The organism is Aestuariimicrobium sp. T2.26MG-19.2B, assembly GCF_950101875.1.
In the GTDB taxonomy this organism is placed as follows: domain Bacteria; phylum Actinomycetota; class Actinomycetes; order Propionibacteriales; family Propionibacteriaceae; genus Aestuariimicrobium; species Aestuariimicrobium kwangyangense.
On the sequence record NZ_CATNLW010000001.1, the window covers coordinates 1,322,491 to 1,343,254 of the forward strand.

The window sequence follows — 20,764 nt, forward strand, 5'->3', positions numbered from 1 at the left end:
GCCCCCGCGATGTCGACCCCGAGGCTCCACCAGGATCACCACGGTGGCTCGACCAACCCCCCGTTTTCGAGGGTTGGTCGAACCACGGTGGTGATCCTGGCGGGACCTCGCACCCAGACTGCAGTGGACGATCATGTGAGGGCGGCTCACAGGAACGACGGCAACCACTCGATGATCTCGATGATCACGATGATGCCGAACCAGACCACCAGTGCCGCGGTGAACATCCCCGCGTCCAGGGCCGCCCTGGCCTTCTGCTGCCAGCGTTCGGGAAGGTACAGGTTGCCCTCGTGCACGTTCCACTGGGTCATCGACCAGAAGACGAAGGTGGTCGAGATGGTCACCAGCAGGCACCAGGGGCACAGGGCGCCGATCACGAAGGTGGACTGGAAGAGCAGCCAGTAGGCAAAGATCACGCCGAGCAGGTAGACCGCGTTGGCGGTGAACATGAACCACTTGGGGAACCGCACCCCGGCCAGTGAGGCGACCGCGATCGTCATCACCACCGGTTCGGAGATCAGCCCGAGGAAGGCGTTGGGGAAGCCGAAGACATTGGCCTGCCAGGTGGAGCCGACCTTCACACAGTTGAGGATGGGGTTGATGTTGCAGCTCAACACCACATTGGGGTCACGGGCGATCAGGATGGCGTCGTAGCTCAGCACGAAGGCAGCGACCAGGCTCAGGATCGCGAAGACGAGCATCTCGCTGAACAGGACGTAGCGGGTCCGTGACCGGGGTGCGGATGCCTCGACCTGGGTCGGGTTCGCCTCGTCCACCGTCATCTGCACGCCTTTCGTCCTGGGCAACCCGCACGGGTTGCGGTGGCGAGCCTATGCCAGCGCCGAAGTTGCCCCCCAACCCGGGTGCCCCCGTCTACGCTCGAGCCCATGACCGAGATGCTGCAGGTTCCCGCATCAGGCGGCGGCACCCGCGAGGTGAAGTTGTCGAACCCCGACAAGGAGTTGTGGCCGGCTGACCAGATGCCCGACGGTCGCGCCGTCACCAAGGCCGAACTGGCCGAGTACCTGCTCGCGGTCGAACCGGGACTGTTGCAGGCGATCGGAGACCGTCCCGTCACCCTGCAGCGATTCCCCGACGGCATCACCGGGGAACCGTTCTACTCCAAGCGTCCGCCCCAGGGGCTGCCGTCGTGGATGCGCACCGTGATGTGCACGTACCCCAGCGGACGCAAGCATGAGCAGTTGGTGGTCGACGAGATCGCCGACGCCGTCTGGATGGCGCAGATGTCGACCATCACCATGCACCCCTGGCCGGTCCGCACCGCCAACCTCGACAATCCCGACGAACTCCGCATCGACCTCGACCCCCAGCCCGGACGCGGCTTCACCGACGCGGTGGAGGCCGCGTTCGCGCTCCGCGAGGTGATGGACGAGGTCGGTCTCACCGCCTGGGTGAAGACCTCCGGCAACCGCGGGGTGCACGTCTTCGCCCGGATCCGACCCGACCACGAGTTCCTCGACGTGCGCCACGGGGTGATCGGCATCGCCCGCGAGTTGGAGCGCCGGCTGCCCGACCTGGTCACCTCGTCCTGGTGGAAGGAGGAGCGCGGGGAGCGGGTCTTCGTCGACTTCAACCAGGCTTGCCGTGACCGGACGATCGCCGGCGCCTACTCGGCTCGTCCACTGCCGGGGGCCCCGGTCTCGTTCCCGGTGACCTGGGAGGAGCTCAAGGACTGTTCCCCCGCCGACTTCACGGTGCGGACCGTGCCCGCAATCGTGGCCGAGCGCGGCCACGCCTGGCTCCCGATGGACGAGGCCGTGGGTGAGCTGAGGGGAGCTCTCGGTCTGTGGGAGGAACAACTGGCCCGAGGCCTGGGCGAGCTCAACTTCCCACCCGACTACCCCAAGATGCCCGGCGAGCCGCCGCGGGTGCAGCCCTCGAAGCGACGCAAGGACCGCGACGACGAGGAGTACATGGCGCCCAAGGCCGAACGGGACGCCCATTGGGGCGTGCCGGTGGTGCCCCCGTTCGGGCCGATGCTGGCCAAGCCCGTCAAGGAGTTCCCGAAGTCCGACGTCATCTTCGAACCGAAGTGGGACGGGTTCCGCTCGCTCATCTGGAGGTCGGGTGATGAGGTCGAGATCGGCTCGCGCAACTCCAAACCCATGACCCGCTACTTCCCCGAACTGGTCGAGGCCATCAAGGCCAACTTCCCCGACCCCTGCGTCATCGACGGAGAGATCGTGATGGTCGACCCCGACCATGGCGACCGGCTCAACTTCGACGCCCTGCAGCAACGCATCCACCCGGCCGCCAGTCGGGTGAAGAAGTTGTCGCAGTCCTCGCCCGCCTCGTTCGTGGCCTTCGACCTGCTGGCCCTCGGCCCCACCAACTACACCGACCGACCCTTCGCTGAACGCCGGGCGGCGCTCGAGAAGGCACTCGCCAAGGCCAAGCCACCGATCCACCTCACCCCGGCAACCCGGGACAGGGAGGTCGCCCAACGCTGGTTCACGCAGTTCGAGGGAGCCGGGCTCGACGGGGTGATCGCCAAGCCTGTCGACGTGCTCTACCTCGAGGACAAGCGGGCGATGTACAAGATCAAGCACGAGCGCACCGCCGACTGCGTGGTCGCCGGGTACCGCACCCACGCCTCCGGCGACGACCGGATCGGGTCGCTGTTGCTGGGGCTCTACGCCGCCGACGGCACGCTCAACTCGGTGGGCGTGATCGGGGCCTTCCCGATGGAGCGGCGCAAGGAACTGTTCGAGGAACTGCAGCCCCTGGTCACCGGTTTCGCCGGCCACCCGTGGAACTGGGCTGGTGAGACCGACGACGCCGCCACCGGTGACCAACTGCCCGACAACCGTGACCAGTCGTTCCCGCGCACGCCCAGTTCGTCCGCCTACTCGCGGTGGAACGCCAACAAGGATCTCTCGTTCACGCCGTTGCGCCCCGAGCGGGTGGTCGAGGTGCGCTACGACCACATGGAGGGCAACCGCTTCCGCCACACCGCGCAGTTCGTCCGCTGGCGCGAGGACCGTGACCCGGCCTCGTGCACCTACGAGCAGCTGGAGGAACCGGTCAGCTACGACCTGGACGAGGTGCTGAACGCGCGCGGTTGAGCGGGCCCGGGGACGACGTGGGTCTCGGCCCTACCCTGCCCGACTGATACCGACGTCGTGGGCGTGGTGCTCGAGGTCGTGCAGGAAGTAGGCGGCGAAGGTCTCGACCGTGAAGGACGAGCCGTTGCTGCGCAGGCTCGGACGGTCCCACTGGTCGGGGGTGACCGCGTCGAACGCCGCCGCGGTGCGCTCGGCCTCGACCGCGTACTCCTCGGCGACGGTGGCCGGGTCCTCGTCCCAGTAGCGGCCCTCAACTGCAGCCTGGTCCTGGTCCCAGTTGGCGAAGGTCGGGTTGTCGCTGGTCACCATCAACGCCAGACGCTGGCGGAACAGGATGCAGACGTCACGCACGTGACAGCCGTACTCCAACGGAGACCACGTCGTCTCGGTCGGGCGCTGGCGCACGTCGTCGGCGGCGAGGCGGTGGCGCCAGGGATCGATGGTCGCGCGCACCCGTGCACCGACCTCGTCCACCCGGGTGGGCATGAATCCGCAGTCGGGGCAGCCCCGGGTGGTGACGAAGGTCCAGTCCTTGTCGTCGGGGGGAGGAGTGGCGGGCTGGCCGGTGGTACCGCTGGGCCGAGTCATGCTCGGCCGACGCTTCGACGGGCATCGGGGTCCTGCGGGTCCGACATCAGTTCGTCGACCGGCAGCACCACCTCCTCGGTCGTCTCGTCGATCGCCCCGGCGGGCATCTGACCGTCCGGGGTGTCGACGACGGGGGCCGTCCAGTGGGGGTCTCGTCCGATCAGCGCGATCAGCCTGTCCTGCATCGGGTGGGAGTCGTCGAGCACGACCGGATCGCCGTACTGGCCGCTGGCGCGCAGCATGTCGGCCGCACCGGTCATGGCCTCGACCAGGTTCTGGGTGGTGTCGGGGTCGAGGGTCGCGTCCTGACCGGTGGCGCGGGCGAGGTCCCAGGTGTGCATGAAGACGTCAGGCAGGTAGTACTTCGCGAGCAGGTCCTCGACCGTCGACTGGCCACCGGAGAAGTCCTGGACGAGTTGGCCGGCGCGCTCGGGATCGTCGAGCAGGGCCTGCACCTGGGCCGTGAGGTCGGCCCAGGCTCGCACCGGGTTGCGGTCGGTGACGTCGGCCAGTTCGACACCCAGCGATCGCATCATGCCCGGCAGCCAGCTCGTGAGGTGCTCGACGACGTCGCGGGCACGCCAGTCGGCCACGGGCGACTGCAGGTTCCAGTCGGGGGTGTTCTCGACGAGATGGGTGAAGTGTGCGGCGTACTGCCGGTGCGTGTCCGCGATGCTCATGGACGACACCGTAGTTCACGGGCCACCCGCGGCATGGGTCGAACGGTGGACGGAACTCGCAGCCCTCCACCACGGGCTGGGAACACGATCGCCGCGAGCGGTGTTGCCCCCCACGTGAGCTCACTCTTCGCGTCGATCACGCTGCGCAACACCACCATCCGCAACCGCATCTGGCTGGCCCCGATGTGCCAGTACTCCGTCGAGGCACGCGACGGCATCCCGACCGACTGGCACCTCGTCCACCTGGGGGCGAGGGCACAGGGCGGGTTCGGTCTGGTCATGACCGAGGCCACGGCGGTCGTTCCCGAGGGACGCATCAGCCCCCAGGACACCGGCATCTGGAACGACGAGCAGGTGGCCGCCTGGGCTCGGATCACCGCATTCATCCGCTCCCAGGGAGCCACGCCCGCGATCCAGTTGGCGCACGCGGGACGGAAGGCCTCGACCCGCCGCGGATTCCCGGGCGAGGCCAACGGCGTCGCACCCACCGAGGAGGGTGGCTGGACCCCCGTCGGGCCCAGTGACACTGCCTTTCCCGGGCTGCTGCAGCCCGAGGAGCTGAGCACGGACGAGATCCGGGCCCTCGTCGAGGCCTTCGCCACTGCGGCCGCACGCTCGGTGGAGGCCGGCTTCGAGGTGCTCGAGATCCACGCCGCCCACGGCTACCTGCTGCACGAGTTCCTGTCTCCGCTCTCGAACCACCGCACCGACGACCACGGCGGCTCGTTCCAGAACCGGAGCCGTCTGCTGGTCGAGGTGGTCGACGCGGTCAGGGCCAGGGTCGTTGACCAGGTGCCGGTGATCGTCCGCATCTCGGCGACCGACTGGGTCGACGACCGCCCGGCCTGGACGGTCGACCAGTCCGTGGAACTGGCCCACGTGTTGCGCGAGCACGGTGTCGACCTGGTCGACGTCTCGTCGGGCGGCAACGTGACCGTGCCGATCCCGGTGGGGCCCGGCTACCAGGTGCCCTTCGCGGCCCGGATCCGGGCCGAGGCGGGAGTGGTCACCGGTTCGGTGGGCATGATCACCGAGCCCGAGCAGGCACAAGAAGTGATCGACGGCGGCCAGGCCGACGTCGTGCTGCTGGGACGAGCCGCCCTGCGTGACCCGTCGTGGCCCCAGCGCGCGGCCCACGAGCTGGGTGTGGCCGACGAGGTCTCCGGCCGGCTCTACCCGCCGCAGTACGTGCGGGCTGCCTGGCACTGAACCTCACCTCCGTCCGAGACGCGGCGCGACCCACCCTCAAGGGTGGGTTGACGCCGCGTCGCGCGGCTCCTGCGCGTGGCGGGGGCACCTGTGTGTAGTTTTTCACTCAGAGCGCGTGCTCCGGGATCCCCCACCCGTGGGTGGGTCGGCGGTGCCGCCAGACTTGAGGAGAAACAACATGTGGATCGGACTCGGAATCTTCCTGGTCGTCGTCGGGGCCATCCTGACCTTCGCCGTCCAGGTCAACATCCCCGGCGTGAGCGACAACACCCTCGGCTGGATCCTGATGATCGCGGGGGTCGCGGCCATCATCCTGTCCTTCATCCTGCAGGCCCAGCGTCAGCGGACCCGCCACGAGGTCGTCCGCGACGAGCGCATCGACCACGACCTGCACTGACCCACACCGTCCGCGTCTGACCCCACCGGGGTGGTCCGCTCCGGCGGATCCGCGGTGATCACGCCTGATCGAAGGGCGAGGCCTGCTCCCAGGCCTCGCCCTTCACCACGAGCGGGCACCCCGCGACCACCAGCACCACGCGGTCGCAGCTCGCGGCCACGGCCTGGTTCAGCCAGCCCAGCCAGTCGGTGAACAACCGTCCCGAGCGTTCCATCGAGATCAGGGACTGGCCGACCTCGTTGGTGACCACCACGAGCGGATGCGGACACCGCGCCACGGCCTGGGCCACGGCGTCGACGCGGGAGCGCAGTTCGGCAGTGATCTCATCGGCCGGTCTCGACCAGGCGTCCAGGTCGTCCAACTGCGCGGTCAGCCAGGTGCCGAGGCAGTCCACGATGCAGGGCCCGGCAAGGCGGTCGATCGCCTCCGCGAGGTCGACGGTCTCCCAGGTCTGCCAGTGGGCGGGTCGTCGCCGGCGGTGCAGGGCGACCCTGTGGTTCCAGTCCTCGTCGTCGGACGAGGGACCGCACGCCACGTAGACGACGGTCTGGTCGGGCCGCAGGGTGGAACGGTCGGGCACCAGGCCCTCGGCGATCGCCGACTTGCCCGACCGGGTGCCGCCGGTGACGAGGGTTCGCACCGGTCAGCGCCCCAGTGGGACGAGCACCGCGACGCTGGCGGCGGTCAGGGCGAGTTCGATGCAGGCACCCATCACGTCGCCGGTGACCCCGCCGAAGACACGGACCGATCGCCACAGCAGCCACCCGACCACGGTGGCCGCGGCCACGATGGCCGCAGGTCCGGTCCACCAGGCCAGACCCGCCCACGTGGCAGCGGCTGTCATCGCCACGGCGGCCAGCAGCAGCCAGGTCACCACCAACGACAGGGGGACGACGGAGGACACCTCGCGGGCGAGCCCCGACTGCGGGGCCGCGGGAACCCCTCGCGCGGCGGCAAGGGTTGCGGCCACGCCCGAGCACGTGACCAGGGTGGCCACCAGCAGGGCCGACCTGGCGGCCGCCCCCGGTGAGGCCCAGTCGAGCGCCGACCAGGCTGCCGCTTGCACCCCGACGGTCACGACGATGGCCGCCACCCCCATGGGTCCTGCATTGCCCAGGTGCATCACCTCGAGGGCCCGCTCGCGGTTCCAGCCGGCACCCAGCCCGTCGACGGTGTCGCTGAGGCCGTCGACGTGCATGCCGCGGTTGCCGAGCATGAGCGCAGCCACGGCCAGCAACGCCGCCACCAGCGGCGGCAGACCCACCAGGGACGCACCCAGCAGTACGGCCCCCGCGAGTGCTCCCATCACGGCGCGGGCGAGCGGAGCGCCCAGCATGGCGACGCGCGCCGAGCCGGCTGTGATCTGTGACAGGCGTCCGACGGGAACCACGGTCAGCAGGGCGAGGATGAGTCTCAGCCCCTCGACCAGGTCGCCCCGTCCGACCCGGGGGAATTCCGTCGCGCCTGCACCACCCGAGCTCACGGACTCAGCCGAGCTCACGTACTCAGCCGAGGGCACGGACGACCTCGCCGATCACGCAGACCGCCGGCGGGGCCACTCGCTCCTCCGCGGCGCGTGCGGCGATGGTGGCCAGGGTGCCGTCGATCCGCCGCTGGCTGGGCAGGCCACCGTTGGCGACCACGGATGCGGGGGTGTCGGCGGGTCGTCCGTGGGCGATCAGGGTCTCGGCGATCGACGGGAGGGACTTCACGCCCATCAGCACCACCAGGGTCATACCGGTGGCGGCGAGGGCGCCCCAGTCGGCCTGGTTGCGGGGATCGTCGGGTGCGACGTGCCCCGAGACGACCACGAATCCCTGCGTCACCCCGCGATGGGTGACTGGGATACCAGCCAACTCGGGCACGGCAACGGCCGAGGTCACCCCGGGGATGACGCGCACCTCGACGCCGGCCTCGGTGCACGCCAGCCATTCCTCGCCGCCTCGTCCGAAGACGAAGGAGTCGCCGCCCTTGAGGCGCACCACGTCCTTGCCCTGGCGGGCCAGGTCGACCAGTTGCTGGTTGATCGACTCCTGCGGGGTGAAGGCTCCGCGTGGCAGTTTGCCCACGTCGATGACCTGCACGTCTGGGTTGAGTTCCCAGATCAGATCGCTGGGGGCGAGGTGGTCGGTGAGCACGACATCGGCCTGGATCAGCGCCGCTGCTCCCGCCAGGGTCACCAGACCGGGGTCGCCCGGCCCTCCGCCGACCAGCGTGACCCGCCCGCCCACCCGGGGGTGGTGCGGCTTGGTCTCGTCCGGCGAACCGGGAGACTGGGGTTCCGCGGGGGAGGGGTGTACGGCCACGGGTTCACTCTAGGTGACCCCCGTCGGCTGCCCCGCCCGGGTTCAGGACTGACGCACCTGACCGCCCTCACACCCAGCGCGGGCAGCGGGGCTACGGTGGAGCGCGCCCCACACGAGCGGACGAGGAGCAGTCGATGAGCGAGACCATGCCAACCAACCAGCAGCAGATGCGGATCGGCATCATCATCGGATCAGTGCGGGAGGGCCGCAAGGGCGAGGCAGTCGCCCGCTGGGTGAAGGACCGTGCCGACGAGCACCGGGGCGCGGCCGAGGCTGGGCTCAGGTTCGAGGTGGTCGACCTCAAGACCTTCGAGCTTCCGGTGTTGACCTCGCCCACGGTTCCCGGATCCGCCAACCGGAACTACGAGAGTCCCCAGGTGACCCGCTGGAGTCAAACCATCGACGACCTCGACGGGTTCATCTTCGTCACCCCCGAGTACAACCACTCTGTTCCCGGAGCGTTCAAGAACGCGTTCGACTCCATCGCTCCCGAGTGGACCCTCAAGCCGGTCGCCTTCGTCAGCTACGGGGCCGATTCGGGCGTGCGGGCCGTGGAGCACTGGCGCACCATCGTCTCGAACTTCCAGATGGTCGACGTACGCCAGCAGGTCTCGATGAGCACGTTCAACGAGTTCGGCCCCGACGGGTTCCGTCCCGACCAGCGCAGGAGCCGCTCGATGACGACCCTGCTCGACCAACTCACCCACCTCGTCACCAGGTTGCGGGGCTGAGATGGCCGACCACACCCCTGCACCCGACAGCCCGGCCCCCGACAGCCCGACCCCCGACACCCGGGCGATCGTGGCTGCACGGGAGTCCGGGATCCCCTTCATCGTCACCCGCCACGGTCGCGTCACCAGCGTGGAGGAGGCGGCAGCCGCGCGGGGGATCGAGCCCAGGGATCTGCTCAAGACCCTCGTCGTCCGGATGCCCGACGACTCCCACATCTTCGTGCTGGTGCCGGGCGACCGACAGTTCAGCTGGCCCAAGTTGCGAGCCCTGGTGGGCACCAACCGATTGTCGATGCCCGACGCGGCCACCGCGCTCGCGGTGACCGGTTACGAGCGGGGGACGATCACGCCGTTCGGTTCGTCCCAGGCACTGCCGGTGTACGTCGACTCGTCCGTGGTCGGACGCACCGTCTCGCTGGGAGGCGGTGGTCACGGGGTGGGCCTGACGGTCGCCGCCGAGGACGTGATCGCGCTGTTCGACGCCACGGTGGCGGATCTCTCGGACTGAATCATTCCTGGCGTGACGCCTCATGCCGGGACCGGGCGCACGACCCGAGGGTCAGCCCACCTGGCCACCACTGGAGGCCCGCACCACCAGTTCAGGTTCGAAGCGGACGGCCCGTCGCTCAGCCCCGCGCGCGCCCAGTTGCTGCAACAGCAGGTCGACGGCGGTGGTGCCGATCAGCCGTGCGGGTTGTCGCACCGAGGTCAGCGGCACCACGGTGGCGCTGGCGAAGTCGATGTCGTCGTAGCCCACCAGCGCGATCTCGTCCGGTACCCGGACCCGCCCCGACATGACCAGCGCCTGCAGCAACCCGACGGCCATCAGGTCGTTGGCGCAGAACACCGCATCGGGACGATCGACCGGGCTCCGGTCGGCGAGCAGGTCGCCGGCCGCTCGTCCTTCGAGCACGGTCAACGCCGGACGCTCGATCACCTCAAGGGTTGCTCCGGCACACCGTTCCACGGCGCGGCGGGCACCCTCGAGCCGATTCCTCACCTGGGTCAAGGACGACGGCCCACAGACGAAGGCGATCCGGCGCCTGCCCCGGGCCAGCAGGTGCTCGGCCGCGAGTTCGCCGCCCAGCACGTCGTTGACCGAGACCGACGAGAACGGGCTGTCGCCGGGGTCTCGGTCGACCAGCACCACCGGGGTGCCCGACTCGTGCAGGCGGAGCAGTGCGGAGGGGTCGTCCGAGGTCGGAGTGATCAACAGCCCACCCACCCGCTGTTCCCGGAACAGGTCGAGATAGGACGCTTCGCGGGCGGGGTCCTCGACACTGTTGCCGACCAGCACCGACAAGCCAGCAGCGGCCGCGGCCAGTTCGGCCCCGCGGGCCACCTCGGCGAAGAACGGATTTCCCGCATCGAGCACCACCAGGCCGATGCTGCGGCTGCGTCCGGCACGAAGCTGGCGGGCGGCGTCATTGCGCACGAACCCCAACTGCTCGATCGCGGCGTGCACGCGGCTCAGGTTCTCGGGGGAGACCCGCTCGGGGTGGTTCAGCGCGTGGCTGACGGTTCCGACCGACACCCCGGCCTCGGTCGCCACATCACGCACACTGACCACGGCGTCACCCTAACCCACCCCCCGGGCGCACCCTTGACCACTGTGACCGGGTACACCTAGGCTCCGATTGAAACGATTCAAAAGCAACGGAGCGACGAACGATGACCCTGACCGACGCCGGTTCCCTGCCCGCCGAGGTGCTGGCCCAACTCGAGCGGCAGGCCATCGAACTGCCGAGTTGGGCCTTCGGCAACTCCGGCACCCGGTTCAAGGTCTTCACCACTGCCGGCACCCCACGCACACCCTTCGAGAAGGTCTCCGACGCCGCCCAGGTCAACCGCATGACCGGGCTCGCGCCCAGCGTCGCCCTGCACATCCCGTGGGACCTGGTCGACGACTTCGGGGCGCTGCGTGAGCATGCCGAGTCGGAGGGGGTGCGGCTGGGCACCATCAACTCCAACACCTTCCAGGACGACGTCTACAAGTTCGGCTCGCTCACCCACGTCGACCGCGCGGTGCGCCAACAGGCGATCGACCACCACTACCGCTGCCTCGAGGTGATGGCGGCCACCGGCTCCCGTGACCTGAAGATCTGGTTGGCCGACGGGTCCAACTACCCCGGGCAGGCCGACCTGCGCGGACGGCAGGACCGCCTGGCCGAGTCCCTGCAGGCCATCTACGACCGGCTGGCCCCTCACCAGCGCCTGGTGCTGGAGTACAAGTTCTTCGAGCCGGCGTTCTACCACACCGACGTCCCTGACTGGGGCACGGCCTACGCCCAGGTGACAGCCCTCGGTGAGCAGGCCGTGGTCTGCCTCGACACGGGGCACCACGCGCCGGGCACCAACATCGAGTTCATCGTCATGCAGCTGCTCCGCCTCTCCCGGCTGGGCAGCTTCGACTTCAACTCCCGCTTCTACGCCGACGACGACCTGATCGTCGGCGCGGCCGACCCCTACCAACTGTTCAGGATCCTGGTCGAGGTGATCAGGGGCGGGGGATTCAACTCCCCCGACGTGGCGTTCATGCTCGACCAGTGCCACAACGTCGAGAACAAGATCCTCGGCCAGATCCGTTCGGTGCTGAACGTGCAGGAGATGTCGGGCCGCGCCCTGCTGCTCGACCGCGAGGCGCTGGCCGCCGCCGAGGCCGAGGGCGACGTGCTGACGGCCAACGAGATCTTCGTCGACGCCTTCCAGACCGACGTGCGACCGGCCCTCGCGCAGTGGCGCGAGAGCAGGGGCCTGCCCGCCGACCCGATGCGGGCCCAGCGGGAATCCGGCTACCAGTCCACCATCGAGGCCGCCCGGGTGGGCGGTACCCAGGCCGGGTGGGGCGCCTGACGGCGCTCGTCCGACCCCCTTCCCACGACCAGCAGAGGACCCATGAGCACCACCCCCCAATCCCTGACCGCCCAAACCCTGATCGCACGCTCCAACCGACTGGGTGCCGACCCCCGCACCACCAACTACGCCGGCGGCAACACCTCGGCCAAGGGCCGGGCGAACGACCCGGTCACCGGAACCGAGACCGACCTGCTCTGGGTGAAGGGATCCGGCGGTGACCTCGGCACGCTCACCGAGTCGGGGTTGGCCGTGCTCCGCCTCGACCGCGTGCGCTCGCTGGTCGACGTGTATCCCGGGGTCGATCGTGAGGACGAGATGGTGGCAGCCTTCGACCACTGCCTGTTCGGCAAGGGTGGGGCTGCTCCCAGCATCGACACAGCCATGCACGCGCTCGTCGACGCAGCCCATGTCGACCACCTGCACCCCGACGCCGGCATCGCCCTGGCCACCGCAGCCGACGGCGAGCGGCTGACCGAGGAGATCTTCGGGGGCTCGGTGGTCTGGGTGCCGTGGCGCCGACCGGGGTTCCAACTGGGTCTGGACATCGCCGCCCTGCACCGCGCGCACCCGCAGGCGATCGGCTGCATCCTGGGTGGCCACGGGATCACCGCCTGGGGCAGCACCTCCGAGGAGTGCGAGGCCAACTCGATGTGGATCATCGAGACCGCTGAACGCCACATCGCCGAGCACGGACGACCCGACCCCTTCGGCCCGGTGCTGGCCGGACACGAAGCCCTGCCCGAGGCAGACCGTCGGGACAGGGCGGCGGCTCTCGCACCCACCCTGCGCGGACTGGCCAGCACCGACCGTCCGATGGTGGGGCACTTCACCGATGCCGAGGTGGTGCTCGACTTCCTCGCCCGGGCCGAGCACCCGAGGCTCGCCGGTCTGGGGACCTCCTGCCCCGACCACTTCCTGCGGACGAAGGTCAAGCCGTTGCTGCTCGACCTGCCCGCGACCGCGACGTTGGACGAACAACTGGCGCGACTGCGAGACCTGCACCAGCAGTACCGGGCGGACTACGCCGCCTACTACCAGGCCCATGCCACCGCTGGGTCACCGGCGATGCGGGGTGCCGATCCCCTGGTGGTGCTGGTGCCGGGAGTCGGCATGTTCAGCTACGGCCAGAACAAGCAGACCGCCCGGGTCGCCGGCGAGTTCTACGTCAACGCCATCAACGTGATGAGGGGAGCGGAGGCCCTGTCGACCTACACCCCGATCAGCGACGCCGAGAAGTTCCGGATCGAGTACTGGGCGCTCGAGGAGGCGAAGTTGCAGCGGCTTCCCCGCCCGAAGTCGCACGCCACCCGCATCGCGGTCGTGACCGGGGCGGCGTCCGGCATCGGCAAGGCCACGGCCCAGCGACTCGCGGCCGACGGTGCCTGCGTGGTGGTGGCCGATCTCGACCTCGCCAAGGCGCAGCAGGTGGCCGAGGAGGTGGGGGCGGCTGCCCAGTCAGGCAAGGGAGCCCGCGCTTCCGACGTGGCGATCGGGGTGCAGTGCGATGTCACCGACGCAGCCCAGGTGCAGGCGGCCGTCGACGCGGCGGTGCTGGCCTTCGGTGGGCTCGACCTGGTGGTGAACAACGCCGGTTTGTCGCTGTCGAAGCCGCTGCTCGAGACGACCGAGGCCGACTGGGACCTGCAGCATGACGTGATGGCGAAGGGCTCCTTCCTGGTTGCGAAGGCGGCTGCGAAGGTGCTGGTCGAGCAGGGGATGGGCGGAGACATCGTCTACATCGCCTCGAAGAACTCGCTGTTCGCCGGGCCCAACAACATCGCCTACTCGGCGACCAAGGCCGACCAGGCCCACCAGGTGCGCCTGCTCGCCGTGGAACTCGGGCAGCACGGGGTCAGGGTGAACGGGGTCAACCCCGACGGGGTGGTGCGTGGGTCCGGCATCTTCGCCTCGGGATGGGGAGCCAACCGGGCCAAGACCTACGGCATCGCCGAGGACGACCTCGGCGCCTTCTACGCCCAACGCACCCTGCTCAAGCGAGAAGTCCTGCCCGAGCACGTCGCCAATGCCGTGGCCGTGCTCACCGGACCCGATCTCTCCCACACCACCGGCCTGCACGTCCCCGTCGACGCCGGGGTTGCGGCCGCCTTCCTGCGGTGAGCCCTGCCGTGAGCGCTGCTGGGGGGCGGTTCGCGGCCGCCGACCTGGGCGCTTCCAGTGGGAGGGTCGTGGTGGGGTCACTGACGCCCGACCGGAGGGCCGAGCTCGGCATGGTGCACCGTTTCCCGAACCAGCCGGCGCGGATGGAGGACGGTCTGCACTGGGACGTCGCGGGATTGTTCGAGCAGGTTCTCGAGGGTCTGCACCGGGCAGGTGCCGTCGACTCCGTCGCCGTGGACTCGTGGGCGGTCGACCACGGGCTGGTCGGCACCACCGGCGGGGGGACGCGTGGCCTCCTCCATCCTCCCTTCCACTACCGCGACGACCGTTGTCAGCGTGGGGTCGAGCGGGTCCACGCCAAGATCGGGCCGGCCGAGCTGTACCGCCTCAACGGGCTGCAGCACCTGACGTTCACGACCTGCTTCCAGCTGGCGGCCGAAGCCCCCGGCTGGCTCGAGGCCGCCGATCGGATGCTGCTCGTTCCCGACCTGCTGGCGAGTTGGCTGTGCGGGGTCGAGGTCACCGAGCGGACGAACGCCTCCACCACCGGACTGCTCGACCCGCTGACCCGTGGGTGGAACCTCGACCTGATGCGGAGGCTGGGCCTGCCAACCGGGCTGCTCGCGCCGCTGGTCGACCCGGGAACACGACTGGGGTCACTGCTGCCCGCAGTGGCCGAACGGGTCGGGTACTCGTCCGAGGTGGTGGCGGTCGCCTCCCACGACACCGCCAGTGCGGTCGCCGCAGTACCCGCCGTCAGCGACCGCTTCGCCTACATCAGCTGTGGCACCTGGGGCCTGGTCGGTCTCGAGCTCCACCGCCCCGTCATCACCGAGGACGCCCGCCTGGCCGGGTTCACCAACGAGGGTGGGCTGGGCGGGACCACCCGATTCCTGCACAACGTGATGGGCCTGTGGCTGATCACGGAGTGCCTGCGGGCCTGGGGCGCGGCCGACGACCTGGAGGGCTTGCTCGCCGAGGCCGGGCGGCTACCCGTTCCGGTCGGTCTCGTCGACGTGGACGACGACCGCTTCCTCGCCCCGAACGACGCCGGACGAGGAACGATGCCCGACCGTCTCGTCGACTGGTGCCGCGAGCACGCTCTACCGGTGCCCACCTCGCGCGCCGGCACCGTGAGACTCGTGGTCGAGTCGCTGGCCGCCGCCTTCGCCGACGCCGTGCGCCAGGCCGCTGCGCTGGCCGGGCACGAGGTCGAGGTGGTGCACCTGGTGGGCGGTGGGGCCCAGAACGGGTTGCTCTGCCAGCTCACGGCCGATCGAGTCGGACTGCCGGTGGTCGCCGGTCCCGTCGAGGCCACTGCCCTGGGCAACCTGCTCGTGCAGGCGCGGGTCGCCGGTCTCCTCGGCGACGACCCGGCCGAGCTGCGCGCCGTGGTGGCGCGCAGCGCGGTCACCCACAGGTACCTGCCCTCGAAGGGCCGCCGGTAGGCACATCTCAGGCCTGCACCCTCTCCTGGCCCCCCGACGCCTGGCCCCCCGAAGCCTGGCCGCCCGCCGGCTGGGGCAGCACCTGGTTGAACCGCACCATGTTCCCGGCCGGATCGCGGAAGGCGCAGTCGCGCACACCGTAGAACTGGTCCTGCGGTTCCTGCAGAAGTTCGGCGCCGGAGGCCCGCACCTTCTCGAAGAGTGCGTCGACGTCGTCCACGGAGAAGATGAGTGCCGACAGCAGTCCCTTGGCGAGCAGGGACGCCTGGGCCTGCTTGTCCTCGTCCGACATGGGCAGGCCGCCGACGCCGATCTGCTGCACCACGATCTCGAGTTCGGGCTGGGTGGGGGTCGAGAAGGTGAGCCAGCGGAAGTCGCCGTTCTTGACGTCCTTGACGACCGTGAGGTCGAGCACGTCGCGGTAGAAGGCGAGCGCGGCCTCGGGATCGTCGACGGTGATGAAGCAATTGGCCAGGGTGAGTGAGTTCGTCATGACCGCAACGCTACGGCGGGCCAGGGGCGGAGGCTTCTCCGTTCCTGACCGGTTGCCGGTGGGGTCAGCTGCGGCGGGGCCGGATCGCGTGCTTGGCGAAGCAGCCGGGGATACCGGCCCACTCGTCATGGGAGGAGGCGCGGTACTGACTCGGTGTCATGCCCACCAACTCGGTGAACCGCGCCGAGAACGAGCCGAGCGAGGTGGCCCCGACGGCCATGCAGACCTCTGTGACGCTCATCGTGCCGTGCCTCAGCAGGGCCTGGGCGCGCTCGATCCGCCGGGTCATCAGGTACTGGTGGGGCGTCTCGCCGAAGGCGGCCTTGAACTGGCGCTGGAAGTGGCCGACCGACATCAGCGCCTCCGAGGCGAGGGCCGGCACGTCGAGCGGCTCGGCGTAGTCGCGATCGATCCGGTCGCGGGCTCGCCGCAACCGGATCAGGTCGTCGTGCTCCACGCCAGCCATCCCATCACAGTCCCTCTGCCGGTCAGTGGATCCGGGTGCGGGGGAGATGGGCTGTGGGGGCGTGGGGGGATGGGGCTGGGTCGATGGGCGGGTGCTGGTCAGCGGGTGACGCGGGCCAGCAACTGCTCGAAAGGCGTGAACCCCGGTACCTCGTCGTCGCCGACCGGTTCTGTCGCTGCCAGCGACTGCTCCACCGCGACGGATCGCCCGGACCCGACGACGCGGGCCGCCAACTCACCGGCGGCCCGGGCCACCCGGGTCGAGACCTGCGAGCCCTCGGCGTCCCCGAAGTCGGCGGTCGCGGCGAACACACCGGTGCGCACGGCGTCAGCCCCGAGGTAGGCGAACAGCGGACGAAGCGCGTGGTCGATCATCAGCGAGTGGCGCTCCGTGCCCCCGGTGGCGGCCAGCAGCACCGGCTTGTCGGCGAGGGCTCCCGGTTCGATCACGTCGATGAAGCTCTTGAACATGCCCGAGTACGAAGCGGAGAAGGTCGGGGTGACGACGACCAGGCCGTCCGCCTCGGTGACGGACGCGATCGCCTGCTCGAGTGCCTGCGACGGGAACCCGGTGAGCATGTTGTCGACCACGGCATGGGCGTGGCTGCGCACGTCGACGACGGTGACCTCGGCCTCGTCCCCGGCCATCACGAACGCATCCTGCACGGCGACCTTGAGCTCGTCGGCCAGCATGGCGGTGGTGGAGGGGTTGCGCAGGCCGGCCTGCACGATGGTGATGCGGCGCATCAGTGGTTTCCTTCCTGGCTGAGCCCGGTCGTGACCCTGTCGAGGTGATTGGCGGGGTCGAGGTGATTGGCGGCCTCGAGGTGATTGGCGGGCTCGAGGTGATTGGCGTCCTCGGCGCGGGTACCGGTCCACCGGTCGGTCCTGGGGGTGGTGTCGATGCTCTCGTGAGGTCCTCCCGCGGCCTCGACCAGCGAGCGGTGGGTCGGGGCGTCCGGTACGTCGGCCGGCTTGAGGGCGGCGAACTCCTTGCGGAGCACGGGGACGACCTCGGTGCCCAGCAGTTCGATCTGCTTCAGCACGGTCGGCAGCGGCAGGCCGGCGTGGTCCATCAGGAAGAGCTGGCGCTGGTAGTCACCGACGTAGTCACGGAATCCGAGCACCTTCTCGATCACCTGCTGGGGGCTCCCGACGACCAGGGGGGTCTGCTCCGTGAAGTCCTCCAGCGAGGGTCCACCGCCGTAGACGGGGGCGTTGTCGAAGTAGGGACGGAACTCGCGAACGGCCTGCTGCGAGGTGGGGGCGATGTAGGCCTGGCCACCCAGCCCGACGATCGCCTGGTGGGCGGCGCCGTGACCGTAGTGCTCGTAGCGACGACGGTAGAGGCTGACCATCGCCTTGGTGTGGCTGGCCGGCCAGAAGATGTGGTTCGAGAAGAACCCGTCACCGTAGTAGGCGGCCTGTTCGGCGATCTCGGGGCTGCGGATCGAGCCGTGCCACACGAACGGGGCCACACCGTCCAGCGGACGCGGGGTGGAGGTGAAACCGTGCAGCGGGGTGCGGAAGTTGCCCTCCCAGTTGACGACGTCCTCGCGCCACAGCCGGTGCAGCAGGTCGTAGTTCTCGATGGCCAGTTCGATGCCCTTGCGGATGTCCTTGCCGAACCACGGGTAGACGGGGCCGGTGTTGCCGCGTCCGAGCATGAGGTCCATGCGTCCGTCGGTCAGGTGCTGCAGGGTGGCGTAGTCCTCGGCGATGCGCACCGGGTCGGTGGTCGTGATCAGCGTGGTTGCGGTCGACAGCAGGATGTTCTCGGTCTGCGCCGCCACATAGGCCATCGTCGTGGTGGGGGACGAGGCGACGAAGGGCGGGTTGTGGTGCTGCCCGTAGGCCATCACGTCGAGGCCGACCTGGTCGGCCAGCTTGCCGATCTCGACCTGCGCCTTGATGCGCTGGTACTCGCTGGGTGTCTTGCCGGTGGTCGGGTCGGTGGTGACGTCGGCGACGGTGAAGAGTCCGAACTGCATGATGTCTCCCAATGTGGTGACCTGGAGTCTGGTGCGGGGGTGGTTCCCGATTCGTCCGTCTCAACGCCGGGGGATGCTTCGGCATTCCACTTAGTTGAGAGTTCAACTATAGAGCGGAGGGGTGGGCCGCCGAGGGGTGGGCCGTCGGGGTCGGGACCAGTTGCCCGCCTCCGGGACCAGTTGCCCTCCTCCGGGACCAGTTGCCCGCCTTTGGAACCAGTTGCCCTCGTTGTGCTCATCTGCCCTGTCCCCGGACGAGGGCAGGTGCTCGGAACGCGGGCATCCAGCACGGAACGCGGGCATCCAGTGCGGAACGCGGGCATCCAGTGCGGAAGGCGGGCATCCAGCACGGAACGCGGGCATCCAGCACGGAACGCGGGCATCCAGCCCGGAACAGGGGGACCCAGCACGGGCCGCGCCCCATGACGCTCGCCCCGGTCGAGCCCCCTAGTCTGGACGGGTGCAAGCCCACGCCGTGACCCGGATCCGCTGGGCACTGCACGCGCTCGTGATCGCGCTCACCGTGGGCACCGTCGCCGTCCTCCCGAGCACTGACCAGGCGCGTGGTCTCACGTGGGCGGCCGCGGTGGTGATGGTGCTCGTCCACCTCGTGGGGGTCGTGGCCTTGCCGGTGCTGCGTGATGGACGAGCCGATGCCCACGACCTGCGCGGGCGCCAGCGGGTGACCCTGCTGATCTGGTTCGTGGCCCTCCTGCTGGCCTGGCTCATGCTGCTGTGGCTCTCGGTGGGGGCGGCCTACGTCGCCTTCCCGCTCTTCTTCCTGTCGCTCCACCTGCTCGGGATGCGTCTGGGTGTGGTGGCCCTCGTGGTCGAACTCGTCGCCACCGAGGCCGGGATGGCCCGTCACTACGGCGGACTGACGTGGCCGCTGGTGCTGGGGCCCACCATCGGTGCCGCGGTCGCGGTCGCCACGGTGATGACCTTCAACGCCCTCGTGCGCGAGAGCGACCACCGTCAGCGGTTGATCACCGAACTCGAGAGCACCAGGGCTGACCTGTCCGCCGCCCAACACGACGCGGGGGTGATGGCCGAGCGCGAACGACTGGCCGGCGAGATCCACGACACCCTCGCCCAGGAATTCCAGGGCATCAGCCTGCTGTTGGCCTCCGCGCTGCGCGCGCTCCCGGACAGCCCGGCAGTTGCGGAGCCCCTGGTGGTGCAGGCGCGCGAGTCGTCCCTCTCGGGGCTCGCCGAGGCCCGCCAACTCGTCGCCGCCCTGGCGCCAGCCGACCTGACGCACACCACCCTGGTGGCGGCCCTGGCGCGCCTGGCGGATCGTTCGTCCACCCCAGACCTGTTGGTGACACTCGAGGACGACTTGGCGGGCCGGCGGTTCCAGCCCGAGGTCGAGGTTGCCCTGCTGAGGGTCGCCCAGTCGGCCGTGGCCAATGCCGTCCGTCACTCCGGAGCACACCGGTGCACGGTGCAGGTGTCACCGCAGGGCCTGGTGGTCTCCGACGACGGACGAGGGTTCGATCCCCGACGGACCGGCTCCGGCTACGGGCTTGAGTTGATCCGACGACGTCTGGACGAGATCGGCTGGCGGCTGGTGGTCACGTCCTCGGGCCAGGACGACCAGCGCACCGGGACGGTCGTGGAAGCGACACCTCCGGCCTGACGAGCTGCGCACGGGCCCACCACGGTGGGCGTCCCATTCGGCGAAATCCCGACCTCCGCGGGAATGATTGAGTGTTCAACTGCGTTGGGGAGGCGGAACACGTCAGGCCGCAGTACGGCCAACTGAGAGGAACCACATGTCCACCATTTCGGTTGTCATCGGCAGTACCCGCCCCGTTCGGGTGGGCGAGCAGGTCGCGCGTGAGCTGCTGCCCCTGCTGCAGAACGCCACGGACCACGAGGTGCGCCTGGTCGACCTCAAGGAGCAGAACCTGCCCCTCGCCGAGGAGACCCTCCCGCCCCGGATGGGCCGCTACGAGCTGGAGTCGACCCGCGCCTGGGCCAAGGTCGTCGATGAGTCCGACGCCTTCATCTTCGTCACCCCCGAGTACAACGGTGGCTATCCCGCCTCGGTCAAGAACGCCCTCGACGTGGTCTTCGCCGAGTGGAATGGCAAGCCCGCCGGCCTCGTCGGCTACGGCTGGGGAGGCGCGGGCCGCGCGAACGCCCAGCTCGCCAGCATCATCCCCAACTACCAGATGCAGCTGGTCACCGAGCCCGTCGCCATCCCGTTCGGCGACAACGCCCCCGGTGAGAACGGACTGGTGGCCGACCCCGCGGCCCTCGTCGCGCCCGTCGCCGACCAGGTGCTCGGCCTGCTCACGGCTGTCGAGCACGCCCTCGCCGAGGAAGCGGCAGACCAGGACGCTGCCTGAGTCACAGACGCCCGATGGAGGGGCGCCACCACACGGTGGCGC

Annotated in this window: 21 protein-coding genes; 10 read left to right on the plus strand and 11 right to left on the minus strand. The window is 69.6% G+C overall.

Annotation, left to right across the window (positions count from 1 at the left end; translation table 11 throughout):
- Nucleotides 1–146: 146 nt before the first annotated feature.
- On the minus strand, nt 147–782 hold the full coding sequence (locus QQZ11_RS05855) for a vitamin K epoxide reductase family protein (protein WP_026377563.1): 636 nt from the start codon (nt 780–782) through the stop codon (nt 147–149).
- Nucleotides 783–887: 105 nt separating this feature from the next.
- On the opposite strand from QQZ11_RS05855, the gene QQZ11_RS13600 reads away from it, so the two are divergent.
- Nucleotides 888–3,086 (plus strand): ATP-dependent DNA ligase, encoded by a 2,199-nt coding sequence (locus QQZ11_RS13600; RefSeq protein WP_342395062.1) that lies wholly within the window; start codon nt 888–890, stop codon nt 3,084–3,086.
- A 30-nt stretch (nt 3,087–3,116) separates the two neighbouring features.
- Here the strand turns inward: QQZ11_RS13600 and QQZ11_RS05870 are convergent, their stop codons facing one another.
- The gene (locus QQZ11_RS05870; RefSeq protein WP_284549210.1) at nt 3,117–3,674 is read right to left on the minus strand and encodes a DinB family protein; all 558 of its coding nucleotides are present in this window, start codon (nt 3,672–3,674) and stop codon (nt 3,117–3,119) included.
- Nucleotides 3,671–4,354 carry a TIGR03086 family protein gene (locus tag QQZ11_RS05875; protein ID WP_284549212.1) on the minus strand — a complete coding sequence of 228 codons (684 nt, stop codon included), beginning with the start codon at nt 4,352–4,354 and terminating at the stop codon, nt 3,671–3,673. The genes QQZ11_RS05870 and QQZ11_RS05875 overlap by 4 nt, the downstream gene beginning before the upstream one ends.
- 114 nt (nt 4,355–4,468) lie before the next feature.
- On the opposite strand from QQZ11_RS05875, the gene QQZ11_RS05880 reads away from it, so the two are divergent.
- Complete coding sequence (locus QQZ11_RS05880; protein ID WP_284549214.1) at nt 4,469–5,563, plus strand: NADH:flavin oxidoreductase/NADH oxidase; 1,095 nt, start codon at nt 4,469–4,471, stop codon at nt 5,561–5,563.
- Nucleotides 5,564–5,741: 178 nt separating this feature from the next.
- Entirely contained in the window at nt 5,742–5,960 is a 219-nt protein-coding gene (locus QQZ11_RS05885) for a DUF6458 family protein (protein ID WP_022908753.1), read from the plus strand.
- A gap of 58 nt (nt 5,961–6,018) precedes the next feature.
- Here QQZ11_RS05885 and QQZ11_RS05890 read toward each other — a convergent pair whose 3' ends face one another.
- The 3 genes from QQZ11_RS05890 to cobA are packed head-to-tail and all read right to left on the minus strand — an operon-like array spanning nt 6,019 to nt 8,191.
- On the minus strand, nt 6,019–6,600 hold the full coding sequence (locus QQZ11_RS05890) for a bifunctional adenosylcobinamide kinase/adenosylcobinamide-phosphate guanylyltransferase (RefSeq protein ID WP_284549216.1): 582 nt from the start codon (nt 6,598–6,600) through the stop codon (nt 6,019–6,021).
- A 3-nt stretch (nt 6,601–6,603) separates the two neighbouring features.
- Nucleotides 6,604–7,461, minus strand: coding sequence for an adenosylcobinamide-GDP ribazoletransferase (locus QQZ11_RS05895; protein ID WP_284549218.1), 858 nt, complete (start codon nt 7,459–7,461; stop codon nt 6,604–6,606).
- Nucleotides 7,462–7,465: 4 nt separating this feature from the next.
- Nucleotides 7,466–8,191 carry a uroporphyrinogen-III C-methyltransferase gene (gene cobA / locus QQZ11_RS05900; RefSeq protein ID WP_022908750.1) on the minus strand — a complete coding sequence of 242 codons (726 nt, stop codon included), beginning with the start codon at nt 8,189–8,191 and terminating at the stop codon, nt 7,466–7,468.
- Between the two features lie 209 nt (nt 8,192–8,400).
- Between cobA and QQZ11_RS05905 the strand changes: the two genes are divergently transcribed.
- Both QQZ11_RS05905 and QQZ11_RS05910 read left to right on the plus strand, forming a co-directional pair.
- Nucleotides 8,401–8,997, plus strand: coding sequence for an NADPH-dependent FMN reductase (locus tag QQZ11_RS05905; protein ID WP_284549219.1), 597 nt, complete (start codon nt 8,401–8,403; stop codon nt 8,995–8,997).
- A gap of 1 nt (nt 8,998) precedes the next feature.
- Complete coding sequence (locus QQZ11_RS05910; protein ID WP_284549220.1) at nt 8,999–9,505, plus strand: aminoacyl-tRNA deacylase; 507 nt, start codon at nt 8,999–9,001, stop codon at nt 9,503–9,505.
- 51 nt (nt 9,506–9,556) lie between these two features.
- On the opposite strand, the gene QQZ11_RS05915 is transcribed toward QQZ11_RS05910, so the two are convergent.
- Nucleotides 9,557–10,567: a LacI family DNA-binding transcriptional regulator gene (locus QQZ11_RS05915; RefSeq protein WP_284549222.1), complete on the minus strand. Its 1,011-nt coding sequence runs from the start codon at nt 10,565–10,567 to the stop codon at nt 9,557–9,559.
- 101 nt (nt 10,568–10,668) lie between these two features.
- Between QQZ11_RS05915 and rhaI the strand changes: the two genes are divergently transcribed.
- From rhaI to QQZ11_RS05930, 3 genes are read left to right on the plus strand one after another with little or no spacing between them, the layout of a single operon-like run.
- Nucleotides 10,669–11,850, plus strand: a complete 1,182-nt coding sequence (gene rhaI / locus QQZ11_RS05920; RefSeq protein WP_284549223.1) for an L-rhamnose isomerase — start codon at nt 10,669–10,671, stop codon at nt 11,848–11,850.
- A 42-nt stretch (nt 11,851–11,892) separates the two neighbouring features.
- Complete coding sequence (locus tag QQZ11_RS05925) at nt 11,893–13,971, plus strand: bifunctional aldolase/short-chain dehydrogenase (protein ID WP_284549224.1); 2,079 nt, start codon at nt 11,893–11,895, stop codon at nt 13,969–13,971.
- 8 nt (nt 13,972–13,979) lie between these two features.
- Entirely contained in the window at nt 13,980–15,419 is a 1,440-nt protein-coding gene (locus tag QQZ11_RS05930; protein WP_284549225.1) for a rhamnulokinase, read from the plus strand.
- A 7-nt stretch (nt 15,420–15,426) separates the two neighbouring features.
- Here the strand turns inward: QQZ11_RS05930 and QQZ11_RS05935 are convergent, their stop codons facing one another.
- From QQZ11_RS05935 to QQZ11_RS05950, 4 genes are all read right to left on the minus strand, one after another.
- The gene (locus QQZ11_RS05935) at nt 15,427–15,912 is read right to left on the minus strand and encodes a VOC family protein (protein WP_284549226.1); all 486 of its coding nucleotides are present in this window, start codon (nt 15,910–15,912) and stop codon (nt 15,427–15,429) included.
- Nucleotides 15,913–15,976: 64 nt separating this feature from the next.
- The gene (locus QQZ11_RS05940; RefSeq protein ID WP_022908742.1) at nt 15,977–16,378 is read right to left on the minus strand and encodes a helix-turn-helix transcriptional regulator; all 402 of its coding nucleotides are present in this window, start codon (nt 16,376–16,378) and stop codon (nt 15,977–15,979) included.
- Between the two features lie 98 nt (nt 16,379–16,476).
- On the minus strand, nt 16,477–17,124 hold the full coding sequence (locus tag QQZ11_RS05945; RefSeq protein ID WP_284549227.1) for a CE1759 family FMN reductase: 648 nt from the start codon (nt 17,122–17,124) through the stop codon (nt 16,477–16,479).
- A complete protein-coding gene (locus tag QQZ11_RS05950) occupies nt 17,124–18,368 on the minus strand; it encodes an LLM class flavin-dependent oxidoreductase (RefSeq protein WP_284549228.1) in 1,245 nt (414 codons plus the stop codon). Before QQZ11_RS05950 ends, QQZ11_RS05945 begins: the two co-directional genes overlap by 1 nt.
- Nucleotides 18,369–18,828: 460 nt before the next feature.
- Here QQZ11_RS05950 and QQZ11_RS05955 point away from each other — a divergent pair, with 460 nt between their 5' ends.
- Nucleotides 18,829–20,007 carry a sensor histidine kinase gene (locus QQZ11_RS05955; protein WP_284549229.1) on the plus strand — a complete coding sequence of 393 codons (1,179 nt, stop codon included), beginning with the start codon at nt 18,829–18,831 and terminating at the stop codon, nt 20,005–20,007.
- 136 nt (nt 20,008–20,143) lie between these two features.
- Complete coding sequence (locus tag QQZ11_RS05960) at nt 20,144–20,722, plus strand: NADPH-dependent FMN reductase (RefSeq protein ID WP_022908738.1); 579 nt, start codon at nt 20,144–20,146, stop codon at nt 20,720–20,722.
- The last annotated feature ends 42 nt before the right edge of the window (nt 20,723–20,764 follow it).

Bases quoted from the DNA above. Each gene is read 5' to 3' on its own strand.
- QQZ11_RS05855 (WP_026377563.1), bottom strand. From the start codon at position 782: ATGACGGTGGACGAGGCGAACCCGACCCAGGTCGAGGCATCCGCACCC.
- QQZ11_RS13600 (WP_342395062.1), top strand. From the start codon at position 888: ATGACCGAGATGCTGCAGGTTCCCGCATCAGGCGGCGGCACCCGCGAG.
- QQZ11_RS05870 (WP_284549210.1), bottom strand. From the start codon at position 3,674: ATGACTCGGCCCAGCGGTACCACCGGCCAGCCCGCCACTCCTCCCCCC.
- QQZ11_RS05875 (WP_284549212.1), bottom strand. From the start codon at position 4,354: ATGAGCATCGCGGACACGCACCGGCAGTACGCCGCACACTTCACCCAT.
- QQZ11_RS05885 (WP_022908753.1), top strand. From the start codon at position 5,742: ATGTGGATCGGACTCGGAATCTTCCTGGTCGTCGTCGGGGCCATCCTG.
- QQZ11_RS05905 (WP_284549219.1), top strand. From the start codon at position 8,401: ATGAGCGAGACCATGCCAACCAACCAGCAGCAGATGCGGATCGGCATC.
- QQZ11_RS05910 (WP_284549220.1), top strand. From the start codon at position 8,999: ATGGCCGACCACACCCCTGCACCCGACAGCCCGGCCCCCGACAGCCCG.
- rhaI (WP_284549223.1), top strand. From the start codon at position 10,669: ATGACCCTGACCGACGCCGGTTCCCTGCCCGCCGAGGTGCTGGCCCAA.
- QQZ11_RS05925 (WP_284549224.1), top strand. From the start codon at position 11,893: ATGAGCACCACCCCCCAATCCCTGACCGCCCAAACCCTGATCGCACGC.
- QQZ11_RS05935 (WP_284549226.1), bottom strand. From the start codon at position 15,912: ATGACGAACTCACTCACCCTGGCCAATTGCTTCATCACCGTCGACGAT.
- QQZ11_RS05940 (WP_022908742.1), bottom strand. From the start codon at position 16,378: ATGGCTGGCGTGGAGCACGACGACCTGATCCGGTTGCGGCGAGCCCGC.
- QQZ11_RS05945 (WP_284549227.1), bottom strand. From the start codon at position 17,124: ATGCGCCGCATCACCATCGTGCAGGCCGGCCTGCGCAACCCCTCCACC.
- QQZ11_RS05950 (WP_284549228.1), bottom strand. From the start codon at position 18,368: ATGCAGTTCGGACTCTTCACCGTCGCCGACGTCACCACCGACCCGACC.
- QQZ11_RS05960 (WP_022908738.1), top strand. From the start codon at position 20,144: ATGTCCACCATTTCGGTTGTCATCGGCAGTACCCGCCCCGTTCGGGTG.